The sequence below is a fragment of the Exiguobacterium sp. s146 genome, from assembly GCF_018618415.1.
Lineage (GTDB): Bacteria > Bacillota > Bacilli > Exiguobacteriales > Exiguobacteriaceae > Exiguobacterium.
The window spans coordinates 243,377-267,530 of record NZ_JACSMA010000003.1; the positions used below are offsets into that span (position 1 = coordinate 243,377).

28 protein-coding genes and 1 pseudogene are annotated in these 24,154 nt (G+C 51.6%); 12 read left to right on the plus strand and 17 right to left on the minus strand.

From position 1 onward, the window contains the following. The first annotated feature begins 149 nt into the window (after positions 1-149). The gene (locus KNP83_RS11715) at positions 150-1,481 is read left to right on the plus strand and encodes a MutH/Sau3AI family endonuclease (RefSeq protein ID WP_251139353.1); all 1,332 of its coding nucleotides are present in this window, start codon (positions 150-152) and stop codon (positions 1,479-1,481) included. A 75-nt stretch (positions 1,482-1,556) separates the two neighbouring features. Continuing rightward, positions 1,557-2,003 carry a very short patch repair endonuclease gene (locus KNP83_RS11720; RefSeq protein ID WP_214762624.1) on the plus strand — a complete coding sequence of 149 codons (447 nt, stop codon included), beginning with the start codon at positions 1,557-1,559 and terminating at the stop codon, positions 2,001-2,003. 14 nt (positions 2,004-2,017) lie between these two features. Here KNP83_RS11720 and KNP83_RS11725 read toward each other — a convergent pair whose 3' ends face one another. Further along, a complete protein-coding gene (locus KNP83_RS11725; protein ID WP_214762625.1) occupies positions 2,018-2,704 on the minus strand; it encodes a BglII/BstYI family type II restriction endonuclease in 687 nt (228 codons plus the stop codon). A gap of 322 nt (positions 2,705-3,026) precedes the next feature. On the opposite strand from KNP83_RS11725, the gene ahpC reads away from it, so the two are divergent. Further along, complete coding sequence (gene ahpC / locus KNP83_RS11730; protein WP_021067918.1) at positions 3,027-3,590, plus strand: alkyl hydroperoxide reductase subunit C; 564 nt, start codon at positions 3,027-3,029, stop codon at positions 3,588-3,590. A gap of 12 nt (positions 3,591-3,602) precedes the next feature. Then, the gene (gene ahpF, locus KNP83_RS11735; protein ID WP_214762626.1) at positions 3,603-5,126 is read left to right on the plus strand and encodes an alkyl hydroperoxide reductase subunit F; all 1,524 of its coding nucleotides are present in this window, start codon (positions 3,603-3,605) and stop codon (positions 5,124-5,126) included. A gap of 15 nt (positions 5,127-5,141) precedes the next feature. On the opposite strand, the gene KNP83_RS11740 is transcribed toward ahpF, so the two are convergent. Next, positions 5,142-5,555 carry a hypothetical protein gene (locus KNP83_RS11740; protein ID WP_214762627.1) on the minus strand — a complete coding sequence of 138 codons (414 nt, stop codon included), beginning with the start codon at positions 5,553-5,555 and terminating at the stop codon, positions 5,142-5,144. Positions 5,556-5,693: 138 nt separating this feature from the next. On the opposite strand from KNP83_RS11740, the gene KNP83_RS11745 reads away from it, so the two are divergent. The 3 genes from KNP83_RS11745 to KNP83_RS11755 all read left to right on the plus strand — a co-directional run bounded on the left by KNP83_RS11745 (position 5,694) and on the right by KNP83_RS11755 (position 7,905). After that, a complete protein-coding gene (locus KNP83_RS11745; RefSeq protein WP_214762628.1) occupies positions 5,694-6,041 on the plus strand; it encodes a PadR family transcriptional regulator in 348 nt (115 codons plus the stop codon). Continuing rightward, a complete protein-coding gene (locus KNP83_RS11750) occupies positions 6,028-6,990 on the plus strand; it encodes an HAAS signaling domain-containing protein (protein ID WP_214762629.1) in 963 nt (320 codons plus the stop codon). Before KNP83_RS11745 ends, KNP83_RS11750 begins: the two co-directional genes overlap by 14 nt. A gap of 78 nt (positions 6,991-7,068) precedes the next feature. Beyond that, positions 7,069-7,905 (plus strand): aldo/keto reductase, encoded by an 837-nt coding sequence (locus KNP83_RS11755; RefSeq protein ID WP_214762630.1) that lies wholly within the window; start codon positions 7,069-7,071, stop codon positions 7,903-7,905. Between the two features lie 34 nt (positions 7,906-7,939). Here the strand turns inward: KNP83_RS11755 and KNP83_RS11760 are convergent, their stop codons facing one another. From KNP83_RS11760 to KNP83_RS11775, 4 genes are all read right to left on the minus strand, one after another. After that, positions 7,940-8,758, minus strand: a complete 819-nt coding sequence (locus KNP83_RS11760; RefSeq protein WP_214762631.1) for a MetQ/NlpA family ABC transporter substrate-binding protein — start codon at positions 8,756-8,758, stop codon at positions 7,940-7,942. A gap of 25 nt (positions 8,759-8,783) precedes the next feature. Continuing rightward, on the minus strand, positions 8,784-9,446 hold the full coding sequence (locus KNP83_RS11765) for a methionine ABC transporter permease (protein ID WP_131434434.1): 663 nt from the start codon (positions 9,444-9,446) through the stop codon (positions 8,784-8,786). Further along, a complete protein-coding gene (locus KNP83_RS11770) occupies positions 9,439-10,185 on the minus strand; it encodes a methionine ABC transporter ATP-binding protein (RefSeq protein ID WP_214762632.1) in 747 nt (248 codons plus the stop codon). The genes KNP83_RS11765 and KNP83_RS11770 overlap by 8 nt, the downstream gene beginning before the upstream one ends. Positions 10,186-10,299: 114 nt before the next feature. Next, positions 10,300-11,046 (minus strand): hypothetical protein, encoded by a 747-nt coding sequence (locus KNP83_RS11775; protein ID WP_214762633.1) that lies wholly within the window; start codon positions 11,044-11,046, stop codon positions 10,300-10,302. Positions 11,047-11,182: 136 nt separating this feature from the next. On the opposite strand from KNP83_RS11775, the gene KNP83_RS11780 reads away from it, so the two are divergent. Continuing rightward, complete coding sequence (locus KNP83_RS11780; protein ID WP_214762634.1) at positions 11,183-11,611, plus strand: MarR family winged helix-turn-helix transcriptional regulator; 429 nt, start codon at positions 11,183-11,185, stop codon at positions 11,609-11,611. Between the two features lie 106 nt (positions 11,612-11,717). Further along, the gene (locus tag KNP83_RS11785; protein ID WP_029596405.1) at positions 11,718-12,242 is read left to right on the plus strand and encodes a CarD family transcriptional regulator; all 525 of its coding nucleotides are present in this window, start codon (positions 11,718-11,720) and stop codon (positions 12,240-12,242) included. Positions 12,243-12,331: 89 nt separating this feature from the next. On the opposite strand, the gene mqo is transcribed toward KNP83_RS11785, so the two are convergent. Beyond that, the gene (gene mqo / locus KNP83_RS11790; protein ID WP_214762635.1) at positions 12,332-13,831 is read right to left on the minus strand and encodes a malate dehydrogenase (quinone); all 1,500 of its coding nucleotides are present in this window, start codon (positions 13,829-13,831) and stop codon (positions 12,332-12,334) included. A gap of 171 nt (positions 13,832-14,002) precedes the next feature. Between mqo and KNP83_RS11795 the strand changes: the two genes are divergently transcribed. Continuing rightward, positions 14,003-14,464, plus strand: coding sequence for a DUF2691 family protein (locus tag KNP83_RS11795; protein WP_214762636.1), 462 nt, complete (start codon positions 14,003-14,005; stop codon positions 14,462-14,464). Positions 14,465-14,496: 32 nt separating this feature from the next. Then, on the plus strand, positions 14,497-15,048 hold the full coding sequence (locus tag KNP83_RS11800) for a histidine phosphatase family protein (protein ID WP_214762637.1): 552 nt from the start codon (positions 14,497-14,499) through the stop codon (positions 15,046-15,048). A gap of 46 nt (positions 15,049-15,094) precedes the next feature. Here the strand turns inward: KNP83_RS11800 and KNP83_RS11805 are convergent, their stop codons facing one another. The 4 genes from KNP83_RS11805 to KNP83_RS11820 all read right to left on the minus strand — a co-directional run bounded on the left by KNP83_RS11805 (position 15,095) and on the right by KNP83_RS11820 (position 17,990). Next, positions 15,095-15,958: a DegV family protein gene (locus KNP83_RS11805; protein ID WP_214762638.1), complete on the minus strand. Its 864-nt coding sequence runs from the start codon at positions 15,956-15,958 to the stop codon at positions 15,095-15,097. Positions 15,959-16,047: 89 nt separating this feature from the next. Continuing rightward, positions 16,048-16,560, minus strand: a complete 513-nt coding sequence (locus tag KNP83_RS11810; protein WP_214762639.1) for a methylated-DNA--[protein]-cysteine S-methyltransferase — start codon at positions 16,558-16,560, stop codon at positions 16,048-16,050. Beyond that, positions 16,547-17,446 (minus strand): DNA-3-methyladenine glycosylase family protein, encoded by a 900-nt coding sequence (locus tag KNP83_RS11815; protein WP_214762640.1) that lies wholly within the window; start codon positions 17,444-17,446, stop codon positions 16,547-16,549. Before KNP83_RS11815 ends, KNP83_RS11810 begins: the two co-directional genes overlap by 14 nt. Beyond that, positions 17,403-17,990: a bifunctional transcriptional activator/DNA repair enzyme AdaA gene (locus KNP83_RS11820; RefSeq protein ID WP_214762641.1), complete on the minus strand. Its 588-nt coding sequence runs from the start codon at positions 17,988-17,990 to the stop codon at positions 17,403-17,405. The genes KNP83_RS11815 and KNP83_RS11820 overlap by 44 nt, the downstream gene beginning before the upstream one ends. Before the next feature lie 208 nt (positions 17,991-18,198). Here KNP83_RS11820 and mprF point away from each other — a divergent pair, with 208 nt between their 5' ends. Beyond that, positions 18,199-20,697, plus strand: coding sequence for a bifunctional lysylphosphatidylglycerol flippase/synthetase MprF (gene mprF, locus KNP83_RS11825; protein ID WP_214762642.1), 2,499 nt, complete (start codon positions 18,199-18,201; stop codon positions 20,695-20,697). 47 nt (positions 20,698-20,744) lie between these two features. On the opposite strand, the gene KNP83_RS15085 is transcribed toward mprF, so the two are convergent. The 6 genes and pseudogenes from KNP83_RS15085 to KNP83_RS11845 form a co-directional block, all read right to left on the minus strand. After that, positions 20,745-21,665: a carbohydrate binding domain-containing protein gene (locus KNP83_RS15085; RefSeq protein WP_251139354.1), complete on the minus strand. Its 921-nt coding sequence runs from the start codon at positions 21,663-21,665 to the stop codon at positions 20,745-20,747. Between the two features lie 78 nt (positions 21,666-21,743). Continuing rightward, a pseudogene (locus tag KNP83_RS15090) lies at positions 21,744-22,091 on the minus strand (glycoside hydrolase family 16 protein); the annotation flags it as partial. 39 nt (positions 22,092-22,130) lie between these two features. Beyond that, positions 22,131-22,346, minus strand: coding sequence for a LamG domain-containing protein (locus KNP83_RS15095; RefSeq protein WP_251139355.1), 216 nt, complete (start codon positions 22,344-22,346; stop codon positions 22,131-22,133). Positions 22,347-22,538: 192 nt separating this feature from the next. Further along, entirely contained in the window at positions 22,539-23,111 is a 573-nt protein-coding gene (locus KNP83_RS11835; RefSeq protein ID WP_214762643.1) for a DUF1349 domain-containing protein, read from the minus strand. Beyond that, the gene (locus KNP83_RS11840) at positions 23,083-23,625 is read right to left on the minus strand and encodes an NUDIX hydrolase (RefSeq protein ID WP_214762644.1); all 543 of its coding nucleotides are present in this window, start codon (positions 23,623-23,625) and stop codon (positions 23,083-23,085) included. Before KNP83_RS11840 ends, KNP83_RS11835 begins: the two co-directional genes overlap by 29 nt. Positions 23,626-23,638: 13 nt before the next feature. Then, the gene (locus KNP83_RS11845; RefSeq protein ID WP_214762645.1) at positions 23,639-24,130 is read right to left on the minus strand and encodes an LURP-one-related/scramblase family protein; all 492 of its coding nucleotides are present in this window, start codon (positions 24,128-24,130) and stop codon (positions 23,639-23,641) included. Between the last annotated feature and the right edge of the window lie 24 nt (positions 24,131-24,154).

Below are 24,154 nucleotides of genomic sequence, written 5' to 3' on the forward strand. Positions count from 1 at the left end.
CTTAAATTTAATTCATTTACAGTATTTTCTCAATGAAAACAGTTTACCACCTATATAAAAAAGGATCAAGCCCTGGTTAATTAATTCTCGAAAATCACTTTTGATCTATAGTAAACTGTTAATCATAACCATTAAATGGAGGGATATTGTTGTTAAAATTTAATTCAATCGACGAACTTTTAAATAAGACAAGTGAAATTGTAGGTAAGACCTTCAAAGAACTCGATTCAAATAATTATTTTGATAAATCTTCCAATGATAAGGGGATTCTCGGCAAAATTGTAGAGACCGGATTCTATGGATATCCAAACAACAATAGGGCAGAAGCAGATTTCGATGAATTAGGGGTCGAATTAAAAGTTTCTGGGTTTACTGTGACTAAAAAGGGACTTTGGTCAGCCAAAGAACGGATTTCACTTTCCCAAATCAATTTCAACAAAATCGTAGACCAAGAATTTCAATATAGCTCTTTGATTTCAAAGAACCGAAAAATTTTGTTCATCTGGTATGAGTTTGTGAAGGGCGGAGACCCTAAAGATTTCGTAATCCGTGATTACCAATTATACGATATGACGGCAATTGAACCTGTAATTGAAAAGGACTACCTCATCATCCAAGATTTCGTACGGAAAGGACTCGCCCATAATCTATCCGAGGGAAATAGTGTTATTTTGGGGGCGGCGACTAAAGGGGCTTCTGGACAAACACAAATTCAGCCTTATTCGCCCATCAAGGCCAAAACGAGAGCCTTTTCCATTAAAAACTCATTTATAAAAGGTGTGTTGAAAGAACATCGCGCCAACTATGAGTTGATTCTTCCAAAAGAACTTACACCAGAAGAGTGGCTATGGAATCGACTCAAAAAGTTTAAAGGGATGACTCAAATCAATATCCTTAAAACTGTTGATGCTCATTCCGTAAAAGATACTATCCCAAAAGGTATAGGTGGAATGATACAAAAACGTACAATTGGTGATGAAGAGGATCTCGAAAAAGTAGAACTCTTTAACAAATTGACATATAGAATCAAAAGCATTCCAATCAATCCAAATTACTACCCCCTGGAAAAGGCAACTTTTAAAACACTTCATAAAGAGGAGTTTCAAGATGAGTGGGATTCTTCTGACTGGAAATTATTTTTTGAAGAGAGTACCTTTTTTTACGTTGGTTATCTAGGAGAAGATAAATCAATAAAAAACGGACACAGAAAATTAGAATGCCTATTCAAAGTCACATTTACTCCTGAGGAGATTGAAAGTTTCGAAAAAACATATAAACAAATTCAATTTGCAATTGCCACAAATGATATCTCGTCCTTACCTACCGCAACCAGATGTCCTAACTCTCCCCTTGTTATTTCTACAAAGGGTGGAAAAGGCGATTCTTGTTATGAAACATTTATGAGCGGTGGTAGAAAAACCTGCTTTATGTTCAATAAAGATTTCTTATTCAAAAAGTTTCAGCAATCGATGATGAACTAGTCTCGAACACGTTAAATTGATGATTTATTAAAGTTATCGGGAATACTCTCTTTAATGGATTAAGGAGGAGAGGGTATGGCCAAAAATGTACCGAAAGCATCGAGTCCAGCCGTCTTCAAGACGATGAGCGGCAATCGCGGCAAGGACACGAGGATGGAAGTAAAGGTCCGAAAAGCACTTTGGGCTGCCGGATATCGATATCGGAAGAACAATCGGAAGCTGTATGGAACACCGGACATCTCGTTTCCGAGACTCCGTGTCGTCGTTTTCTTGGACTCTTGCTATTGGCATGGCTGCCCCCTTCACTTCAAACTTCCGAAGACGAATGCCGAGTTCTGGCGTCAGAAAATCGGTCGCAACATCGAGCGGGACGCCGACGTCACACGACACTATGTCGAAGAAGGATGGGTCATCCTCCGGTTCTGGGAGCATCAGGTCAATGAAGATTTCGATCACGTGATTTATACCATCACCCATTTCGTAGACATGGCCAAAAACAACCGTCACGTCCGGAGCGGTTGATCAGCTGTCACCTTTCAATCCAAGTCTTCATCAAACAATGGCTCATCATAAGTTTCTGTTGCATCATCGACAATCTGGTTCGTGTAGAATCCTTCTACACGGCCTCTTTTTTTGCCCTTTTCATTAAAATGCTCGACAATCCTGAACGTGTCGGGTGCTTCAAGCCCGATGATGACGATTGGTACGGTCAACTGAGTGTTCAACGGCTTCAAATGGTGGACATATTTCTCATATGTACCGATGGCGTTATCGAAATTTCCGGCCCGCTGAAGTCTTTGGGTCGCACAAATAATCACACCAATCCGTGTTTGGATGGCCTTCTCGACATGATTCAATTCGCTCGCAATGACCGGTTTCAACAGATTCCACGCAATCGTTCCCGAATGGTTGAAACCTACTTCCAGCGAGATATTCTCTTTTGCAAAATCGAGACGCCACACATTCTCTGAATAGTCACGGTCTTGGAAGATTGGACTTTCGCTGGCCCATCCTCTCTTTGAAAACTCTGATTTGAATAAATCATTCAAGGTCGAGGACAGACTTTTATTCTTGTCCGCATACTTCTCTTCGAATTTTTGAATGATGTCATCATCACTTATAGAATGTATGATGTCATGAATTTCTCTCCAAATCTCTGTGAACTCCTCATCATTTTTAAGTATTGTCTCCCCGAAGCGATGTGAATGGATTCGATAGTTCAACTGTCTCACCCTTTCATATGTAATTGATAATGATGTACTTCGTGACGAGAATAATCGACTTTCCTTCACTCGATTCAAACTCTCGCCACTCCTAATCACTTTATCAGGATACAGGATTGAAAACAAAAACACATTTATTTTGTAATCGCTTTCTTTCCTTTCATCAAGCGTTTTATCCATTTAACGTTGATATATCAACATTTTACCAGACATGCAAACGCCTTGACATTTTTAGCAGGTTATATGAAGTTAGTATTACATTATAATTATTCTAGTAGAGACAAAAGTCCACTAGAGTAAAAAACCAAGGAGGACATATCCCATGTCATTAATCGGCAAAGAAATCTTACCTTTCAAAGCACAAGCATTCCAAACAGGTGAATTCCTCGAAGTATCGGACAACGACTTCAAAGGTCAATGGAGCGTCGTTTGCTTCTACCCAGCTGACTTCACATTCGTTTGCCCAACTGAACTTGAAGATCTTCAAAACGAATACGCAACACTCAAAAACCTCGGTGTCGAAGTGTACTCAGTATCGACTGACACACACTTCACGCACAAAGCATGGCACGAAACATCAGAGAAAATCGGCAAAATCGAGTACATCATGATTGGTGACCCATCACACACAATCTCACGTAACTTCGACGTCTTGAACGAAGAAGATGGCCTTGCTGACCGCGGTACGTTCATCATCGACCCAGACGGCGTCATCCAAACTGTTGAAATCAACGCAGGCGGCATCGGCCGTGACGCGAGCACGCTCGTCAACAAAGTCAAAGCGGCACAATACGTCCGCAACAACCCAGGCGAAGTTTGCCCGGCGAAATGGGAAGAAGGTTCTGCAACACTTCGCCCGAGCCTCGACCTCGTCGGCAAGTTGTGAGGAGCGGATTACATGTTAGAAGCAGATATTAAACAACAGTTGGACCAATATCTCCAGCTCATGGAGGGCGACGTCGTCCTCCGTGTCAGCGCTGGAGACGACGCGATCTCTAAAGAGATGCTCGACCTCGTGAACGAACTCGCGAGCATGTCGTCACGCATCTCGGTCGAGAACGTCACGCTCGAACGCACACCGAGCTTCAGCGTTAACCGTCCGTCTGAAGAGACAGGAATCGTCTTCGCAGGAATCCCGCTCGGTCACGAGTTCACGTCACTCGTCCTCGCGTTGCTCCAAGTGAGCGGCCGGGCGCCGAAAGTGGACGCGGATGCGATTAAACAGATTCAAAACATTCAAGGTACGTACCACTTTGAATCGTATATCAGCCTCAGTTGCCACAACTGCCCGGACGTCGTCCAAGCACTTAACGTCATGAGCGTGCTCAACCCGAACATCTCACATACGATGATTGATGGTGGTGCGTTCAAGGCAGAAGTGGAAGCGAAAGAGATTATGGCTGTCCCGACTGTCTTCTTGAACGGTGAGGCGTTCGGCAACGGACGCATGTCACTTGAAGAGATTTTGGCGAAACTCGGCACTGGCCCTGACGCTTCGGCATTTGACAACAAAGACCCGTATGACGTCCTCGTCATCGGTGGCGGCCCAGCTGGTGCGAGCGCAGCGGTTTACGCAGCTCGTAAAGGCATCCGGACCGGCATCGTCGCAGAACGCTTCGGTGGTCAAGTGATGGACACGATGGGGATCGAAAACTTCATCGGCACGTCTTACACAGAAGGCCCGAAACTCGTCGCGAGCTTGGAAGAGCATGTGAAAGAGTACGGCATCGACGTCATGAACCTCCAGCGCGCGAAGCGTCTTGAGAAAACTGACCTCGTCGAAGTCGAACTTGAGAACGGTGCTGTCTTGAAGAGTAAGAGTGTCATCCTGTCGACTGGTGCACGCTGGCGCAACGTCAACGTCCCAGGTGAAGCCGAGTTCAAAAACAAAGGTGTCGCCTACTGCCCGCACTGTGATGGCCCTCTCTTCGAAGGCAAGCGCGTCGCGGTCATCGGTGGCGGTAACTCCGGGATTGAAGCAGCGATCGACCTCGCTGGAATCGTCAAACACGTGACGGTGCTCGAGTTCGCTGCCGAACTCAAGGCCGACCAAGTGCTTCAAGACCGTCTACACAGCCTCCCGAACGTGACCGTCGTCACGAACGCGCAGACGACAGAAATCACGGGTACGGACAAAGTGAACGGCATCTCGTACTTGTCACGTGAGACGAACGAGACGCATCACGTCGAACTCGAAGGCGTCTTCGTCCAAATCGGCCTCGTCCCGAACACGGACTGGCTCGACTCGGTCGAACGCAACAACTTCGGTGAGATCGTCGTCGACCGTCACGGCGCGACGAACGTTCCAGGTGTGTTCGCAGCAGGCGACTGCACGAACAGCGCCTACAAACAAATCATCATCTCGATGGGTTCTGGTGCGACTGCCGCACTCGGTGCTTTCGATTATATGATTCGCAACTAAACAGGAAACGCGTCCTCACATTGGAGGACGCGTTTTTATGATTTCTCCGGAATCTGGTAGAAACAAGACGCGGTCCCCAGAATCGATTTCAAATAAATAGACACGGTTCGGCTGGAACGGATTCCAGCCCTCGTTCACTACCCCGACAGCTTCCACATAGTTCACGTTCTCATGTACTTGTTGTAGGCGATGCTCCGCTTCATCGACCGAATAATTCGGCAACCCCAAATAGATGGCTCCCGCAATCAACAGTGAGATAAAGCCCCCTCGTCGAATCCGATGATGTTGCTCCACCTGTTTCATGCCAATCAATGTCACGACAATCATGCTGATCGCCATTCCGAACGCCGCCGAATTCCCATACCAAGCTTCATTGACGAACATCATTCCTCCAATCGTCAAGATCCCGAGCATCCACCACCACTTCATCCCCATCACCTCTCTCCAATTATCCCAAAAACAGGAAACGATTCAACATCTTTATCATATGATTAACTACATTGATGTATGATAACTTATAGTGTATTATATACAGTATAAAAATGAACGAATGAAGGAGGCGAAAAAATGTCTGATGTAAAAGCCTCGTTGGTGACGGAGTTGCGGCGCGGTACATTGACAATTGCGGTGCTCAGTCAGTTAAAAACGCCACAGTATGGTTACTCTCTCGTCCAGGCGTTGCTTAATGCCGATATCAACATTGATCAAAGTACGCTCTACCCGCTCTTGCGCCGACTTGAGAAACAAGGACTCGTCACAAGCTCCTGGGACACAACGGAAAGCCGACCTCGCAAGTACTATGTGCTCAGTTCGGATGGAATGGATCTTTTAAATGAGTTGTACGTGGAATGGATGAATATGTCAAAGACATTAACCCGTTTAATCGAAGGAGGAAATAATCATGAATCTTCGTGATGTGTATATCGATGAAGTCACTTCTCGAATCCCTGAGTCAATGCGGCAAGATGTCGCACTGGAATTGGAGTCGACCATCGATGACATGACTGGGAGTGACCCGTCTGAAACTACTTTGTTTGAAGCGTTGCGCCAACTCGGAGATCCCCATGTTCTCGCCGCTCGTTATGCGAATCGACCACTCTATCTCATCGGACCAGCTCTCTTCACACAGTACGTAAACATCATCAAAACCGTCTTACCGATTGCCGTCACAGTCGCCACGATTCTCTCAATCATCGGTTATTTGACCACCCCGATTGACGACACGTCTTGGAGTCAATTCTTGATTCAAGCATTCCTTCAAACCGGGGCTGCCATCTTCAACGTCGTCGTCCAAACGCTATTCTGGATCACCCTCACATTTTTCGTCATCGAACGTGCTGTACCTGAAGGCGAAATTCCCTTCTCTAATTGGAAGCCTGAACAACTAAAAAAAGTGAAGCCTCGTTCGACCACGATTTCTCTTGGTTCTATCTTATTTGACGTTGTCGTCACGGTGCTAATGGTCGTATTGTACGTGAACGCCGAACAATTGATTCGCGTCGTCACGGATGGCGAATCCTATCCGCTGTTAAACTCGTCTGTCTTGAATCAATTTTTCCCATTTGTCATTGCTTTGGCCGTTTTCGGAATCGCAATCGCCATTTATAAATGGACGGTTCGACATTGGACGAAGCCGCTAGCCTTATGGAACGCCCTCTTCAATTTAGTTTGGATTGTCGTCACGGCAATCATTTTACTGCAACCTAATTTGATGTCATCTGATGCCCTCTCATTGATTGCTGAGCAAATCAATATCGACATCGAAATGATTAGTCGTTGGGGCGTATGGAGTATTCTGTTCACGGTAATCATCGTGTGTATCCTCGATTTAGCAGAGGGGTTGATCAAAGCGTTTCGTCGCTGACCTCACATTCAAACGTTTGATTCCCCGGGAAAGTGGAATATCGGACAAGAGAACAGATTTTGAACGAGGAGGAATTTTATGAACATCCCAACCATCAAACTACATGACGGCTACGAGATTCCGGCCATCGGACTAGGTACCGTTTATTTACGAGGCGAACCTGGTGTCGACGCCATCACATGCGCCATCCGCAACGGGTATCGCTTAATCGACTCAGCGATTCGTTATGACAATGAAGGTGCCGTCGGCGAAGCCGTCCGCCAATCTGGCATCCCGCGGGATCAGCTGTTCTTGACGTCGAAGCTGCGGGCTCAATATTTTAATTATGACGATGCACTCGAGATGATCCGCGAGTCGCTCTACCGGGCGAACCTCGACTATTGGGATTTGTTCCTGTTGCACTGGCCGAACCCGAAACAAGACAAATACGTCGAGGCGTGGCGCGCGCTCATCCAAGCGAAAGAGAACGGATGGATCCGCTCAATCGGCGTCTCGAACTTCATGCCCGAGCACCTCGACCGTTTGATCCAGGAGACGGGTGAGACACCGGTCATTAACCAAATCGAGATGCACCCGTACTTCTCGCAAGTCGAGCAACGTCAGGCCGACAAAGAACGAGGAATCATCACCGAGGCGTGGAGCCCGTTGAGCCGAGCCCGTACCGTCACGCATGACGAGACGATCGCCGAGCTGGCAAGGCAGAAAGGCAAGACCGTATCCCAAGTCATTCTGCGTTGGCACGTCCAACTCGGTGTCATCCCGCTCCCGCGTTCGTCGAGCGAGTTGCACCAAAAAGAGAATCTCGACGTCTTCAACTTCGAATTGACCGAGGACGAGATGGCGACGCTTAACGGCCTGACGAAACCGGACGGCCGCATCGATAATCAAGACCCGAGAGAGTACGAGGAGTACTAAAAAAGATTGAGCCGCCTGGGCTCAATCTTTTTCGTTAAAACGCCGGAATCGCTGTTTCGTCGTAGTTCTCTTCCAAAAACGCACGGACTTCGTCGCTCGTGAGCGCTTCGCCGAGTTTCTGAATCGCTTCTTCATCTTTGTTGTCTTCACGGGCCACGAGCGTGATGGCGAAGTCGTTCTCGACACCTTCCGTCAAGAGGGCATCGCTCTTCGGCGTCAAGCCGAGTGGCGCCGCGTAAGCTGGCGTCATGAGGACCGCATCGACGTCATCATACGCACGCGCGAGCATGAGCAAATCGACTTCCTCGAACTTGAGGTTCTTCGGGTTCTCGGTGATATCGGCTTGCGTGTAATACGAACCGTTCTTCTCACCGAGCTTGATCACATCGTGTTGCGCGAGCAATGAGAGCGAGCGGTCGATGTTCGAGACGTCATTGGCGATGGCGATTGTCGCGCCTTCCGGGATGTCGTCCATGTTGTCATACTCTTTCGAGTAGACTCCGTAGTTGGCGAAGTAAATCGGTTCAATCGGGACGAGGTTCGCGTCATTGCTGCGGTTGAACTCTTCCATGTACGGGACGTGTTGGAAGAAGTTCGCATCGACTTCTTTCGCCGCGAGCGCCGTGTTCGGTTGGACGTTGTCACCGAGGACGACGATTTCGAGCTCGATGTTGTCTTCGGCGAGTTGTTCTTTCGCGATTTCAAGCATATCCGTCATCGGTGGGATGAGCGATGCGACTTTGAGCGTCTGCGGCTCGTTTGACGGGGCTTCCGTCGTGTTCGTTTCGGTATCGTTCCCGCACGCCGCGAGGACGAGTGTGAGTGAGGCGAAAAGCGCCATTAATTTTTTCATAAGTTCTCCTTCTTTCTGTAGATGATTAGCGTTTGTCAATGAGCCGGGCCACCGTCGTACCGGTGAACTGAATCATCTGGACGAAGACGAGCATGATCAAAATCATGTACATCATCAGCTCTGTCTTGAACTGTTGATAACCATAGCGGATGGCAAAGTCGCCGATGCCACCGCCCCCGACCACCCCCATGATGGTCGAGTACGAGATGAAGCTGATAATCGACGTCGTCAGTCCGAGGACGAGACCAGAACGGGCCTCGACGTATAGGAACTTGAAGATGACGTCTTTGATGGACGCCCCCATCGACACGGCCGCTTCGACGACGCCACGTGGTACGTCAAGGAGTGACTGCTCGACGAGTCGCGAGTAATGGGCGATGGCGATGATGGCGAGCGGCACGGTTGCCGCTGCCGTCCCGATGGCCGTTCCGATGATGAGCCGCGTAAATGGAATCAAAAACACGACGAGTAACAGGAACGGGAACGAGCGGACGATATTGACGACCAGGTTGAGCACGGAGAAGACGGCCCGATTCTCGAGCAACTGCCCTTTCCGTGACAAATAGAGCCACGTCCCGAGCGGCAGACCGAGCAGGACGGCCGCGAGAATCGAGACGCCGACCATGATGAACGTCTCGCCGATCGATTGCCAAATCTCGGTCTGATATTGCAGGAGAACCTCAGGCATGTGGTCCACCTGCCTTTTTCAGTTGGTCGACGAACCAGGACGGATTGTCGTCGATGTCTGCGACCCCGCTCGGCATGACGTCAATCGTCTCATACACCGAACCGTCCGTCATGACGGTCACGCGGTCGCACACTTGTTTGATGACGTCCATCTCGTGCGTCACGATGACGATGGTGACGCCGAGCCGCTCGTTAATCGACTTCAACACGCCGAGCACTTCGGCCGTCGTGTTCGGGTCGAGCGACGACGTAGGCTCATCACACAATAAGACGTGCGGTTCGTTCGCGAGCGCCCGCGCGATGGCGACGCGCTGTTTCTGCCCGCCGCTTAACTGCGCCGGATACTTGTCTTTAAACGACTCGAGCCCGACGAAACGAAGGCACTCGAGCACCCGGGCCTCATGCGTCGCGCGCGGCCGGCCGGCCAGTTTCAGCGACGCGGCCACGTTGTCATAGACGGTCTTGTTCGCGACGAGATTGAACTGTTGGAAAATCATGCCGATGACGTGACGCTTTTCGCGTAGCTGTCGACTCGATAGGCTCGTCAACTCGTCGCCATCGACCGTGACTTGCCCGGTATCCGGTGTCTCGAGCAGGTTCATCAGCCGGAGCAGCGTCGATTTGCCGGCCCCGCTCGCGCCGATGATGCCGTAGACCTCACCCCGTTCGATATGAAGCGAGACGTCACGGACGGCTGCGTCGCGGCCGAACTGTTTGCTGACATTCGTTAACGTAATCATAGACGGTTCCTTTCTCTCATGGGAAAACTAGGTCAACCTCGTACCTTATTTTAGCGAACTAAAGCAAACTTGTCAGGTGAGGTGCTTCACAAAAAAGAACCGCACAGTGGCGGTTCACGTCAGCGGATGCTGTTTGAAATGGTCGGCGATATGACGTCGCATCGATTCACGGTTCTCGGCGAAGATGCGATGCCGATGCCCGTTCCCTCCCGATGGATGAGGAAATCCACTCACGACGCGTTCCGGCGCGATGATACCTTTGTCGACGAGCGTCTCGACGGCCCGACGCACGTTAATCCCCATCGGCAAGATAAGCGCGTCTTCAAGGACACCCATCTCATCGGCGAAACCACCCTCGACGTAAGATTGGAACAAAGCCGTCCTCAAGATATCCGGACTCGACCCGTTATAGTTCTTCCCTTTATAGAAGACCGGATACGGCAATACCGCCGTGTTCTGCACGAGATGGTTCGCCTCGCCGAACAAGTCGAGCGTCGTCGGGATGCCCAGGTGGTGATGCAAGTCCAAGTCGTCGAGCATCGTCACGAGATTCTTTCGGATTGGTCCCGAGAAGCTGCCCCGCTGTTTGACGGCTCGGAGCGCTTCTTCATCGGGCGCGTCCGCCAAATCACGAATCGCCTCGAACGATTGCCGCATTTGATACAGTCCCGGCGTGATTCCGGCGATGACGACTTTAGCATTCGGATTGATGTATTCGAACGGCGCGTAATAAATCGTGAGTTGTTTGTTCGGGTCCTCCTCGAGTAAGAACGGTTCACTCTTCAGTGTCGTCTCCTCCAAATCGGGTAGCTCAAGAATATGTTGTTTATAACTTTGAAATAAATCGGTACGTGTCGGCATGCAAGTCCCTCCTCTGTTTTGCTGTTCCCTAAATCGCTAAATCTTATTGGATGATGCTGAACTCGTCTCGCGCATTGACGCGACACATCCGCTTTTGTATAGTTAGGAACGACAAAAACGAATAGGAGTGACCAATTTGACTCCAACAGAACCGACGACACGACTCCTCGATCTCCTCAGTGAGCGACATGACCAAATTCGCCGCATCAGCGAGCGGGCTTGGAACGAGCAACACGATATCTATATCTCCAACTCCGAATGGTACGTGCTCGCCCGGATTTATCAAACGAAACCGACCATCGCCGAAGTGACGCGCAACGTCCACATCTCCCGTCAAGCAATCCATAAGCTCATCAAGAACTTGAAAGCGAAAGAACTCGTCACGGTGACCGATCACCCGACGAGTCGAAAAGATAAATGTATCGAGCTGACCGAGCTCGGGGTCCGTTGCTACGAACAGAACGAGGCACTGAAGGCCGAACTCGAACAAAAGATAGCCGATTCACTCGGGGACGACGCGTTCCAACAACTGAAAACGTTGTTGAAAGCCGACTGGAATCTGTAATCTCTCCTAACGATTGGGAGGGATTTTTTTATGTCATATCTCACCTCAAATGTCAACCGAGTTGACATTTCGTGTCATGAACTACTATACTTGATGAAAGGAAGAGGTGATCGATTTGTTCAAAACTGGTGATTTAATCATCTATTCGACCCACGGAGTTTGCCGCATTGACGACATTTCCGACATGACGGTCGCGGGTGAGACGAAGTCGTACTACACGCTCCATCCCATCAATAACGCACAGAAGTTGCAAATCAGTATCCCCGTCGATAGTGATAAAGTGATGATGTTGACGCTCCTTGAAGCGAAAGAAGCAAAAGAGATCCTCGAATCGTTCCGCTCGCCGGGTGTCGAATGGAACCCCCATCCGAACAACCGCAATCGCGAATTCTTGAACGTCGTGCACTCGGGTAACCGTCACGAAATTGCTCAAGTCATCAACACGCTTGCTCGCCGCCAAAGCGAAGCGCTCTTGTTGAACAAAAAGTTATATGAACAGGACCGTAAGATTCTAGAGAACGCTAAAACGATCCTCGTGAAAGAACTTTCGCTCGCGCTTGAATTATCGGAAGAAATCATCGATCAACAAATTGCTGCTTATTTGAGCGAAGAACCTGTCGCCACTACTTGATTGGCCCCTTCCGTGCGAAGAGGTCTTTTTTTATGCAAAAATCGAAAAGAAAAAGCGAGAATATGAACATATTCTCGCCTGTACATCGTTCAAATGTGGACGACGCCTTTCTCTTTCAAGCCGAGCGCCATCGCTGTCGATTCGTGAATCGTTTTGAACAGTTCCGGATGATCCGAGAGCGAGAGGCCGTAAGATGGCACCATCTCTTTGATTTTGTCTTCCCATTCCGGCATCCGGTTCGGGAAGCACTGCTCGAGCACTTTCAACATGACGTGGACCGCTGTCGATGCTCCCGGTGACGCACCGAGCAACGCTGCGACCGATCCGTCTTCGGCGCTGACGACTTCCGTCCCGAACTGAAGCGTGCCTTTGCCGTCCGGTGTGTCTTTGATGACTTGGACACGTTGGCCGGCGACGACAATTTCCCAATCCTCGTTCTTCGCGGTCGGAATGAACTCGCGGAGCTCGTCCATCCGTTTGTTATGCGACAAGAGCACCTGTTCAATCAAATATTTCGTGAGCGGCATCTCTTTCGCCCCGGCCGCAAGCATCGTCACGACGTTGTACGGTTTGACCGATTGGATGAGGTCGAGGTTCGAGCCCGTCTTCAAGAACTTCGGCGTAAAGCCAGCGAACGGTCCGAACAACAACTCTTTGCGTCCTTCGATGAAGCGCGTGTCGAGGTGCGGCACCGACATCGGCGGCGCGCCGACTTTCGCTTTCCCGTATACTTTCGCATTGTGCTGTTCGATGACGTCACGGTTCTTGCAGACGAGGAACAGGCCGCTCACCGGGAAGCCGCCGATATGCTTCGACTCCGGGATGCCCGTCTTTTGAAGGAGCGGCAGACTGCCTCCACCGCCGCCGATAAACAGGAACGGCGCCGTGTGCGTCTCAATCGTGTTCGCCTCGATGTCTTTCACTTTCACTTCCCACAATCCGTTCGCCAGCCGTTTCACGTCCTCGACGCTATGCTTGTAATTGACCTCGACGCCTTGACCGGTCAAATGGTCAAACAGCATCCGTGTGAGCGCACCGAAGTTGACGTCGGTACCTGAATCGATTTTCGTCGCCGCGATCGGCTCATCGACGGAACGTCCTTCCATGACAATCGGCATCCAGTCACGGAGCTGTTCCGGGTCATCCGATAACACCATGCCTTCGAACAACGGATTTTTTGTGAGCGCTTCCAAACGTTTTTTCAAGAATTCGATATCTTTCTCACCTTGAACCATGCTCATATGTGGAATCGAACGGATGAACGCTTCCGGGTTTCGAATCAAGCCTTTATTGACGAGATGCGCCCAAAACTGACGCGAGATTTGGAACTGCTCGTTGACGTTGATCGCTTTCGAGATATCGAGCGTGCCATCCGGCTTCTCGGTCGTATAGTTCAACTCGCAGAGGGCGGCATGTCCCGTCCCGGCGTTGTTCCATTCGTTCGAACTCTCTTCCCCTGCACTTTCGAGCTTCTCAAACACTTTGACTTCCCACTCTGGTACGAGCTCTTTAAAGAGCGACCCGAGCGTCGCACTCATGATGCCTGCACCAATCAAAATGACGTCTGTTCTCTTTTGAACACTGCTCATGAAAACCCCATCCTTCTCCCCTGGATTTGTATATGAGACAATTCGGTAAATCCCCATTCGCCGACTCGCCCCGTTTATAATTGTTATATTGATTATAACGCTTTTGTGATGTTTGATAAGGGTTAAGTACGGATTTCATCTATGAAACTTTTGAAGGGAGGAATGTAATCCGTGAAGCGCGGCATCCGTTTTAACATCCCGAATACATATGGACGCTTTCTGACCGACATGTTAAGTCCCATCGATATCGCAGCTTACAGCTGGTTCGTCGGGGGTGAGGAATCGTATCGTGTTAAGAATGGCAATCTCGATCAACCGTTGTTTCCTGAAGCGACCGAGATGGATGGCGAAACATTTTCTGATTTGATTCATCAGGATGAGCACTATCTCATCTTCGTGAATGTAAAAGCCTTTTCGAAAGAACCGGTGAAAGACATTGAGACGTACGAGGCGTTTCGTGATAGCAATTGTGAGCTAACCCTGCTCATCGTCGACTCCACGTTCGTCGATATCTACTGCAAGGATGAGACTTTGCTTGAATCGTTTTATCAGCATGCTCTCGCGTGCGGATATGAGGACGTCGCCTATTTGACCGATGCCAACGATACGAGAACGAGTTTGACTGTCTGGTAAGCATTTAACCTTATAATGAAGGAGAATCTATTATGCCTACGTTCTATCTCATCCGCCATTGCTCCGCCGCCGGCCAAGAGCCGGAGGCGCCGCTCACCGAAGCCGGCGAACAGCAGGCACTCGCACTCGCTGACTTCTTTCAAGATGTTCCCGTCGACCGCATCATCTCGAGCGACTATACGCGAGCCATCGCCTCGATTGCACCGCTCGCCGCATCCAAGCAGCTGACCATCGAGACAGAGCCGAAGTTGCGCGAGCGTATCCTCTCGCTCGAACCGCGCGACGATTGGTTCGAGCTGCTCCGTCATTCGTTCACCGATGCCTCGTTTCGTCTGCCCGGTGCCGAGTCGGGGCAAGATGCGACGGACCGAATCCTAAGCGTCATCAATCATCTCAACGACGTAACCGGTGCGACCATCCTCGTGACGCATGGCAATCTGCTCGCGCTGCTGCTCCAACATGTGGATAACTGCTTCGATTTCGACACGTGGCGCACACTCAGCAATCCCGACGTTTATCGCCTCGACATTGTGGATAACTCTTGGTCTGTGAAACGCGTCTGGACTGTCCCTGCCTGTGGATAACGTTATCCACAGAAAAAGCCGTCTCGCAAATGAGACGGCTTTCGTTTTATTTTTCTACGAAGAACATGGAGATGGCTCCGAGCCCGACGTGCGTCCCGACCGAGACACCCATCTGCATGAGATAAATCTCACCTTTGAAGTCGGATTCAGCTTGAATCTTCAACTTCAAGTTCTCGGCAATCTTTTGATCCGATGTATAGCCGATGATGACGAAGTTCGTAATATCCTTGTCGCAGCGTTTGATGAACTCGTCCGTATAGTGCTTGAGCACTTTACGCGTCCCCCGTTCTTTGGCGACGATGGCACCTTTTCCGTTCTTCATGCTCATAATCGGCTTGACCATCAACAGCTTCCCGATGATGGCACTCGCGTTCGAGATTCGTCCGCTCTTAATCAAGTGGTCCAAATCATCAACCGACAAGAAGTGTTTCACTTTCATCTTATACGTCTCGTTGAACTCGACGAGCTCTTCGAACGTCGCCTCGGCTTCGCGCATCTGGGCACTCTTCATCAAGAGCCAACCGCTCCCGTGGCTCATTGAGCGTGAGTCGACGATATGAATCTTCACCGTCGAATCCGGATGCGCCTCTTCGAAGTATTCTTTTCCGAGCACGGCCGATTGATACGATCCGCTCGTCCCGCTCGACATACAGATACATAAAATCTCATCATGTCCGCTCTCGACGGACTCTTCCATCAGTTTCATAAATGTTGCTGGGCTCGGCATCCCCGTCGTCGGGAATTCCGGTAGCGCTTCCAACATTCCGTAAAACTCATCGGGCTGGATGTCGACGCGGTCCTCATACGATTTGTTGTCAATCGTGATGATCAGCGGCGCGACGCCGATGTCATATTTCGCTAAAATCTCATCAGATAAATCACAAGTTGAATCTGCCAATAATCTAATCATAGTACCCTCCAAAAATCGCTCCTGAGTGACGAGAATCGCCCTAGACCACTACGTCGATTCAGACGTCACGATAGGACTTCTCCATTGTATCAGATATGGAGGGGTAGATGTTTTTTTGCCAGGCTTGGATATGCGACTTTCTGTTCGTGTCGCAACAACCATTCCTTACGCCACAGTCCGCCCGCATAGCCCGTCAACGTCCCGTTCGATCCGATGACGCGATGACACGGAATGACAATGCTCAATCGGTTGCGTCCGTTGGCGCTACCGACGGCCCGCACGGCGCGATCCCGTCCGAGTTTCATGGCCAATTCGCGATAGGACGTCGTCTTGGCGTATGGAATGGTCGCCAGCTGCCGCCACACATCTTGCTGAAAAGGCGTGCCCTCGACTTCATACGGGAACGTGAACGATTGGCGGTGTCCGTTGAAGTACTCCTCGATTTCTCGGTGGCACGTTTTCAACACGTCCGGCGTCGTCTCATCTGGTTCAAAGCGAACATCATCGCGTTCGACGAACAAGATGGAGCGGATGGCCGTCTCAGTCCCGACGATCTCTAAAATTCCAATCGGACTCATATAGTCTAATCTATACGTCTTCATACAATGACCTCCATAGATAGAATGTGGCGTACGCTTGCCATCCGGCAAAGCGCTCCCCATACTGTCGCACTTCGTCTGCCGTCAATTTTTCACTTCGCCCGAGGTGATACTTCAACGCCTGATGCAGACCGGCGTCCGCGGCCGGGAACGCCGTCGGGTCTTGGAAACACTTCATTCGGACATATGCGGCCGTCCATTCCCCGACGCCGCGTAAGCTTAGCAACCGTTGATGGATCACGTCGGAAGACTCGCGGCACAACTGACGTTTCGACAATCGTCCGTCCGTCATTTCCCGGGCGATGCCGATGATATATTCCGCTTTCCGGATGCTGAACTGAAGCTGTCTCAGATCGCTCGGCTCAAGCAGCGCGATCGTCTCAGGGGTTGGGAAGGCCCAGTACGTTACACCGTCCACCTCCCGGGATGGTCCATACTGCTCGACGAACCGTCGTTTCAGCGTGTAAGCGAACGACAGCGTGATTTGTTGACCGATGACGGCCCACGTGAGCGCCTCGAACAAATCGGGGAAGCCGATCAGCCGAAGCCCCGCATACTCTCGGACGAGCGGTCGCAGGAGTTCATCCGCCTCAGCCTTTCGCACGAACGCCGCGACGTCTTGGTCGAGGTCGAACCAGTCGCGGACGAATCGCTCCACGTGTTCCTGTTCCGCGCTCGTGATGGTATCCTCGGGGAACACGATGCCGAGGCCTTGAGACGTCTCCGAGATGTCTCCTAGCAGCAAGCGGCCGTCCACATCGAACAGCTTGGAGACGGACGTTTCCCGAGCGACATGCATCACTTCATCGTCGGAGCGTCTTAAAAATTGCAGACATTGCTGAAAATCAAACGGAGCGGTGACGTGAATCTCGAACGATGAGCGGCTCATCGGCTCCCCCCTTTCGATACATGCTCGGTGAACAGCCCTTCAAGCGCCGGAAGACACGATAAAAGTTGGATGGGGTTTGAAAGCCGACCTCATAACAGATGGCGAGATTGCTCATGTCCGTCGTCCGCAACAGATGGGCCGCCTTGTCGATGCGAACCTTTTCGAGCAGACGGCGCGGCGTCTCACCCGTCGCTTGGGTGAACGTCCGCTCGACATAGAACGGGCTCAAATTGACGTGCTCGGCAATGTTCTCGAGCTTGAGCGGTCGTTTGTAATTCGTGAGAACGAACGCCGTCACGTCATGGACGAGCGCGCTCGCCGGGCTACGGTCGACCTCAGGCTGACATCGTTTGCACGGTCGAAAGCCGGACGACTCCGCTTCCGCTTTCGTCTCATAAAAATCGACATTCTCCCGCTTCGGCTTCCGCGAACGGCACGAGGGCCGACAGTAAATCCCGGTCGTCTTGACCGCGGTATAGAACTGTCCGTCATATGTCGCGTCACATGCGAGTACTTTCTCCCACTTCTCTTCAAACGTCAGCATCTCGGTCACCCCCTTTGTTCCACTGTAGCAGATTGATTTTTGTTCACTCGTCCTGTTTCTTGCGCTTACAATCTTCAATCCCGCGATTCACGAATCTCATTTATTTTGAATCCGTCTTCCCCTCTGACTCGTACTATGATTACACGACTCAATTGAGTACACTTTAGCTAATCAAGATTTCGATAGTTTGTCAGAAGGAGCACATACGATGCACAAGCGATTTTCCTGGAAACAACTGAAATGGTTGCTTCCATTCCTATTGATTGGATTGATTCTTTATCAGAGCGGCCAAGAGCTCCAAAACCTGTCGCTCGCCGCGGCGTTTCAAACGTTAGAGGCGTTGACGGGCTTCGAACAGATTGCCTTGATCGGACTCGGGCTCGTCGCCGTGTTGACGATGACCGGCTACGATTACTTTTTACTGCGCTCGCTCGACGTCCAGCTCCCGCTCGCGAAGCTGCTTCGCGCCGCATGGATCACCAACGCGATGAACGGCATGATCGGGTTCGGCGGCGTCATCGGCATCGCGCTCCGAACGTCGCTGTATCGACCGTATACGGACACGAAACGATTGCTCCGGGCCATCGGCTGGATGACCCCGACACTCATCAGCGGCTTGTCGCTACTTGCCGCAGGGGTGCTGCTCGGGCTCTTCCCGGCCGGTGCGCTCACCGCAACGAAACAATGGATTTGGCCAGTGCTCCTCGCGACACTCGCCGTCCTGCCGCTCTACATATACGTGACGCGGAAGCGGTCGAACTTGGATTGGCCGACCTTGGTCGGCTATATCGCGACGTCACTCGCCGAATGGGTAACGGCCGGACTCGTCGCCTTGTATGCCCTGCATCTACTCGGAGGCGAAGCGCCACTCCCGGCCATGATGGGTGTCTTCATCGTCGCAACCATCGTCGGGGTCGTCTCGCTCGTCCCGGGCGGTGTCGGTTCGTTTGATTTATTATACCTCGTCGGGATGACCCAGCTCGGCATCGACCAAGAGATTGTCTTATCTTCCTTGATTGTCTATCGCTTCGTCTATTTCATCGTCCCATTCATGATCAGCCTGTTTTTGGCGGCCCTCGTCTTCGGAGACCAGGTCGTCAAACAGATCGAGTATAAACCGATCATCGGGTCGTCCTATGAGATCGGGACCGTCGTCTGGCGCATCGTGTCGCGCACACTCGTCAAGACCGGACGGCTCGCCGGAAGCCTGATCGCATTGATGACGAGCCTCGTCCTTTGGTTCCAGACGCTGTTACCGAGTGTGTCACCGCTCTATTCGACCGCCCTCTGGGTACAGTGGGTCGGTACGCTCGCGCTGTTCACGGCCGGTCTGTTGACGTTACTGACCACGTTCGGGATGTACATCCGGACGAAACGTGTGCTCTGGCTCGTCGGGGTCGCCTGTGTCGTCGCCAGCATCGGTGTCATCGCGCGCGGCTTCAATCTGTTCGAGGCGTTCGTCGTCGGCGGGTTCGCCCTATTCGTCTGGTTGACCCGGACCCAGCATCAACGCTATCGCTCCATCGTGACCGTCAGCCGCTTTGTCCGCAACGTCTTCTATGTCAGCCTCTATGTCGGCACGCACGCGTTCCTGCTGCAATCGTTCAGTCAGTCCGACACGATTTTCTTTGACCCGGAAGCTGCCGCCGGGTTGAGCATCGCCGCCGTCGTCTTGTCCGGACTGCTGTTAATTGGGATGTTTATTCTGTTCAACCGATTGAAACGTCCAAAGCTCGGCACGTCGTTCGAGCCGTCCCGTTTCGCGGCGTTTCAAGCCACGCATGCGACAACGAGCACGTTCGATTTGGCCTATATGAACGACAAGCTCGTCTATTATGGGCCGGACGACGAGGCGTGTCTCTTGTTCGCCGTATCCGGCAATCACGCCATCGTTCTCGGGGATGTGCAAGGCGCGCGCGACGCCGCGTCACACCTGTTGCTCGCCTTTATCGAAGAGACGGATCGCCTCGGCTATATCCCACTCTTTTATCAAGTCACCCCGGATTGGATGCCGCGCCTGCACGACGCCGGGTTCACGTTCTTCAAGCTCGGTGAAGAGGCGACGGTCGACGTCGCCACGTTCTCGCTCACCGGCAAAAAGCGCGCCAACATGCGCTCGCTCCATAACCAATTCACGAAGCGGGGCTACACGGCCGATATCGTCATCGACCCGTCGCCCGAGCTGATTGCGTCACTGCGCGGCATCTCGGATGACTGGCTCGGCAATCGAAGCGAGAAAGGATTCTCGCTCGGCTTTTTCAATGAGCAGGCCTTGCCCCACTATCCGGTCGTCCTCCTGCGTGACGAGACGGGACAAGTCGTCGCCTTCATCACCTTGCTCCGTGGCCATGACACCGTCTCCATCGATTTGATGCGCTCTCACGGTGAGGCCCTGCCCGGGTCGATTGAAGTGCTGATTCTGCACGTGATCGAGTGGGCACGGGACAATGATTATGCCTATGTCGGCCTCGGCATGGCCCCGCTCGCCTCAGTCGGGGAGCAACCGTTCGCGTACTGGCCGGAACGGATTGCGGCCGACATCTTCGAGAACATCAGTTACATCTATCCGTTCAGCGGGCTGCGTCAATTCAAACGCAAGTTCACACCGACGTGGGACGCGAGATATTTGGCCATCCGGAAGCGTCGAAAGCTGCTTCCGTCCTTACTGCGGACGGCACGATTGATTAGCCGAAAAAAAGTTCAATGACAGGAAAAGGAGCGTCTCGACATCATTGAGGCGCTCCTTTTGTTCTGTTATTTCGTTGTCACGCTGACGTTATCGATTGTCACATCGTGCGCACCGATCGGCGAGCCGTCCGTGCGGCCGAGCAAGAATTTCAATGCTGTCATGTCCGTCTGGCCCATCGTGAGCTCGAACTCGTACGACTTCGCCTCAGGAGTGACTTGGACAATCTCGCTCAAGTAACGTGTGTACGCCGCGTTCTCGATTGTCACTTCCATGTTGCGGGCCACTGTCGACGAAGCATCGAAACGCACGACATACGTTTGACCGGCATGCAACTCGAGGCCGCCCTGCTCCATGAGCACGCTCCACGGCTCTTGTCCTTCTTGCGTGATTGACAGTTGAGCCGCCTTGTTCACCGCTTCGACCGCCGCTTGGGCGTCAAAGTGGACGTATGAGCCCCATTGCGTCAATCCTTCTGTGAACGAACCGTTCTTGAGCGGTGACAGGTCAACCTCGACCGGTGTCACATCCAACAACTGCACATCGTCGAGCGTGATTTCACCTTTCGCTGAACCGAGGACGAATTGGAGTTGGCTAAACAAGTCCGTCTCTTGGCCCATCGTGAACGGGATTTCAATTGATTGGAAGTCGCGCGTCAACCCCACGTCTTGGAGCGGGAGATACGCGTCCCCATCCAGGCTGTTCAAGCCGACTTGAAGCGATTTGATGCGTTCCGATTTCGCTTTGAAACGAAGCACGTACTCACGGCCTTCCGACAATTGAATGCCGTTATAGACGTGGTTCCCGTCTCCGAGCGTTGGTTTCGTCGCATTCGGGTCGAGCGCTTCACGCGGCGTCTGTTCGACGCGGACGTTCCCGATTTGAACACCTGCCGTGCTGAGGCCGACGTTGAACTCGAGGCGTGCCGCGAGGTCCGTATCTTCCGTCATGTCGAACGTCATCGAATACGTCTGCACGTCGGTCGTCAAATCGAACGAACCTTCATCCGAATATTTGGCGTAGCCGCGGTCTGGTCCGCCGCCGACTTTGACAGCGATCGAGCGGGCCTAGTCGGCACTCGCGTCGAACGTCACTTTGTAGTGACCGCCTTTACCGAGCGACACGTTTTTAATCAATTGGTGCGAGTAAGGCTGGCTGCCCCATGCTTCCATGATGTCGATTTCACCAGACGCGGCCCAGGCGCCGTAGCGGTCCTGTTCCGGCAACATCCAGAACGCTGGCCATAGCCCCTTGCCGGTCGGGAGTTTAGCGCGCATCTCATAACGGCCATACGTTTGACTGAACATGCCTTTGGTCGTCAACTTCGCTGACGTGAAGTCGTATGACCCGAGCTCGTCTGTCACTTGTTCTTTTTTCGCACGGCTGACGAGGTTCCCGTCTTCTACAAAAGCGTTTTCGTTTTTGTTCGTGTAAAATTGCTTCTCATTGTTTCCCTACCCTGGTGTGACCGGTGTGCCTTCGGCGTCTTTCAACCGGTTCCCCGTATCAAAGTTCCATTTGGTCTGGTCGATCTCTGATTTGCTGAACTCGTCCGACCAGACGAGTTTCCATTTCGTCTTGTCTTTCTTCTCCGGATTTTCGGCAGATGCGCCTTGTGCGGCAGATAAGACAAGCCCAGTCCCGAGTGCAAGTGCGACCCATTTCTTCATTACATTTCCTCCCTTGGTGTGAATGAAGGCAGGGACGACGCGATCGACCTTGCCTATTCTAGTAACGTACAGATCGAAATCGCTTTCCAAAAGCACTTTCGGTAACGTCGTTATAAATTTTTTCCATGCCTTGATTCAACCATTTTCTTGAAGTGAAATAAAAATGACACATAAAAAAGCATCGACGATGAATCAAGTCGATGCTTCCGTAACAGTCCAATTTGAAATCGTGACTTTAAATCCAGGCGCCTCCGTATCCGGACTACAGGCGTACGGTCCGACGCGTAACGTCGACACGTCATGGAGATGGGCAATCCGCAACTGCTCACGCCTGCCGTCCCCATATTCGAAAAACACCTCGACATCACCGCCCGTGTAGACGAGCTCGAACGTCAACGGTCCGCTCACTTCTTCGTTCGAAAAGTCCCGCGTCGACCAATCCGAGTAGCCAAAGGATGTGACGACGGCCCCGAGGTGTGATGGTCCGTCCGGAATATATTCGACAGACGTCTTGAGCCAATGGTCGTCGTTGATGTACAACAGGATACCGGCCTGGTCGTATGTATGGCTCGGCTCCATCTCAATCGTCGCCCGGCATGTGAACCGCTCGGCCGACACGTCCGTCACGAAGGCGTGCGCCGTCATCCGGTTGAAGCCGTAATGGGTGTTCCGCCAAAAGTCGGTGTCTGGTGCCGTCTGGAACGTCAGGCGTTCATTTGCATTTACTTCGTCTGGTTCATTGATCCACGTGTACGGCTGCCACATGATTGATTCCTCCCCACTGTCCTCGCATCGCGAACAATAATGGAATCATCCCCTCGTGATACGGGATGAATGCGCCTGAACGGATCATGTCGAGGATGGTCGCCTCATCCGCCCACTGCACGGCCTGCACTTCCGATTCCTGAAGCGTCAGGCTATCCAAATCGACTTCTGTCTCGACAAGGTAGATGTCGTCGAAGCCTTCGTCAAAATTGACCGTTAAATGCGGTCGCGTCTCTGATAAATCTAGTCTTAGCCCAATCTCTTCTTCGAGCTCGCGCATCGCCGCCTGTTGGCTCGTATCACCGACCGTCGCGCTGCCCCCGACGGTGATGTCCCACATGTTCGCCCAACCGTCCTTGAACGGCTGGCGTTGCTGAATCAACATTTGTCCGTCCTTGTTGAAAATACAGACGTGGATGACGAGGTGATAATCACCTGTCTCGAGGCGCGTTCCCCGTTGCCACGTCCGCCCCGTCTTCTTACGGTCCACATCATACACATCCCAAAACTCCATCGTTCCATCCCCTTTATGTTGCTGCACTCGCTGCTGCTTGATCTGATTTGACGCAATCGATGGCGACGACGATTGAGATGAGCAGGTGCTCCATCATCTCGTCCATCACTTGAATCTCGTAACTGTCACCCCAAGACAGCCATTTCTTTTGGACGCTGCCGATGACTTGGCCGTTTTGCATCACTTGGAAGTCCATGTCCCACCAGTTACCTTGCACATCGATGCCGGCCGCATCAATCGTATAACGAGGTTTAAAGAACGTGAACTCTTTCGAAATCGTGACCGTCTCCTGCCCTTCGACGTCGACATAGAACTTCGGCAAGAAACTGAACGTCTTTTTCGTGATTGTCGTAATCTCGTGACCATCTTTGTCTGAGATTGTGAACGATTTCGGCAGCTTCATGAAGCTCCCTTCGACGAAGTACCGATCGTTCTCGTCCGCATCTTTGATAGTGAAGCGTCCGCGCAAGCTAAATACCTTCTGTTTCATGTAGAGCGTGTTCATCGTCATTCCTCCGATTGTGTGTTG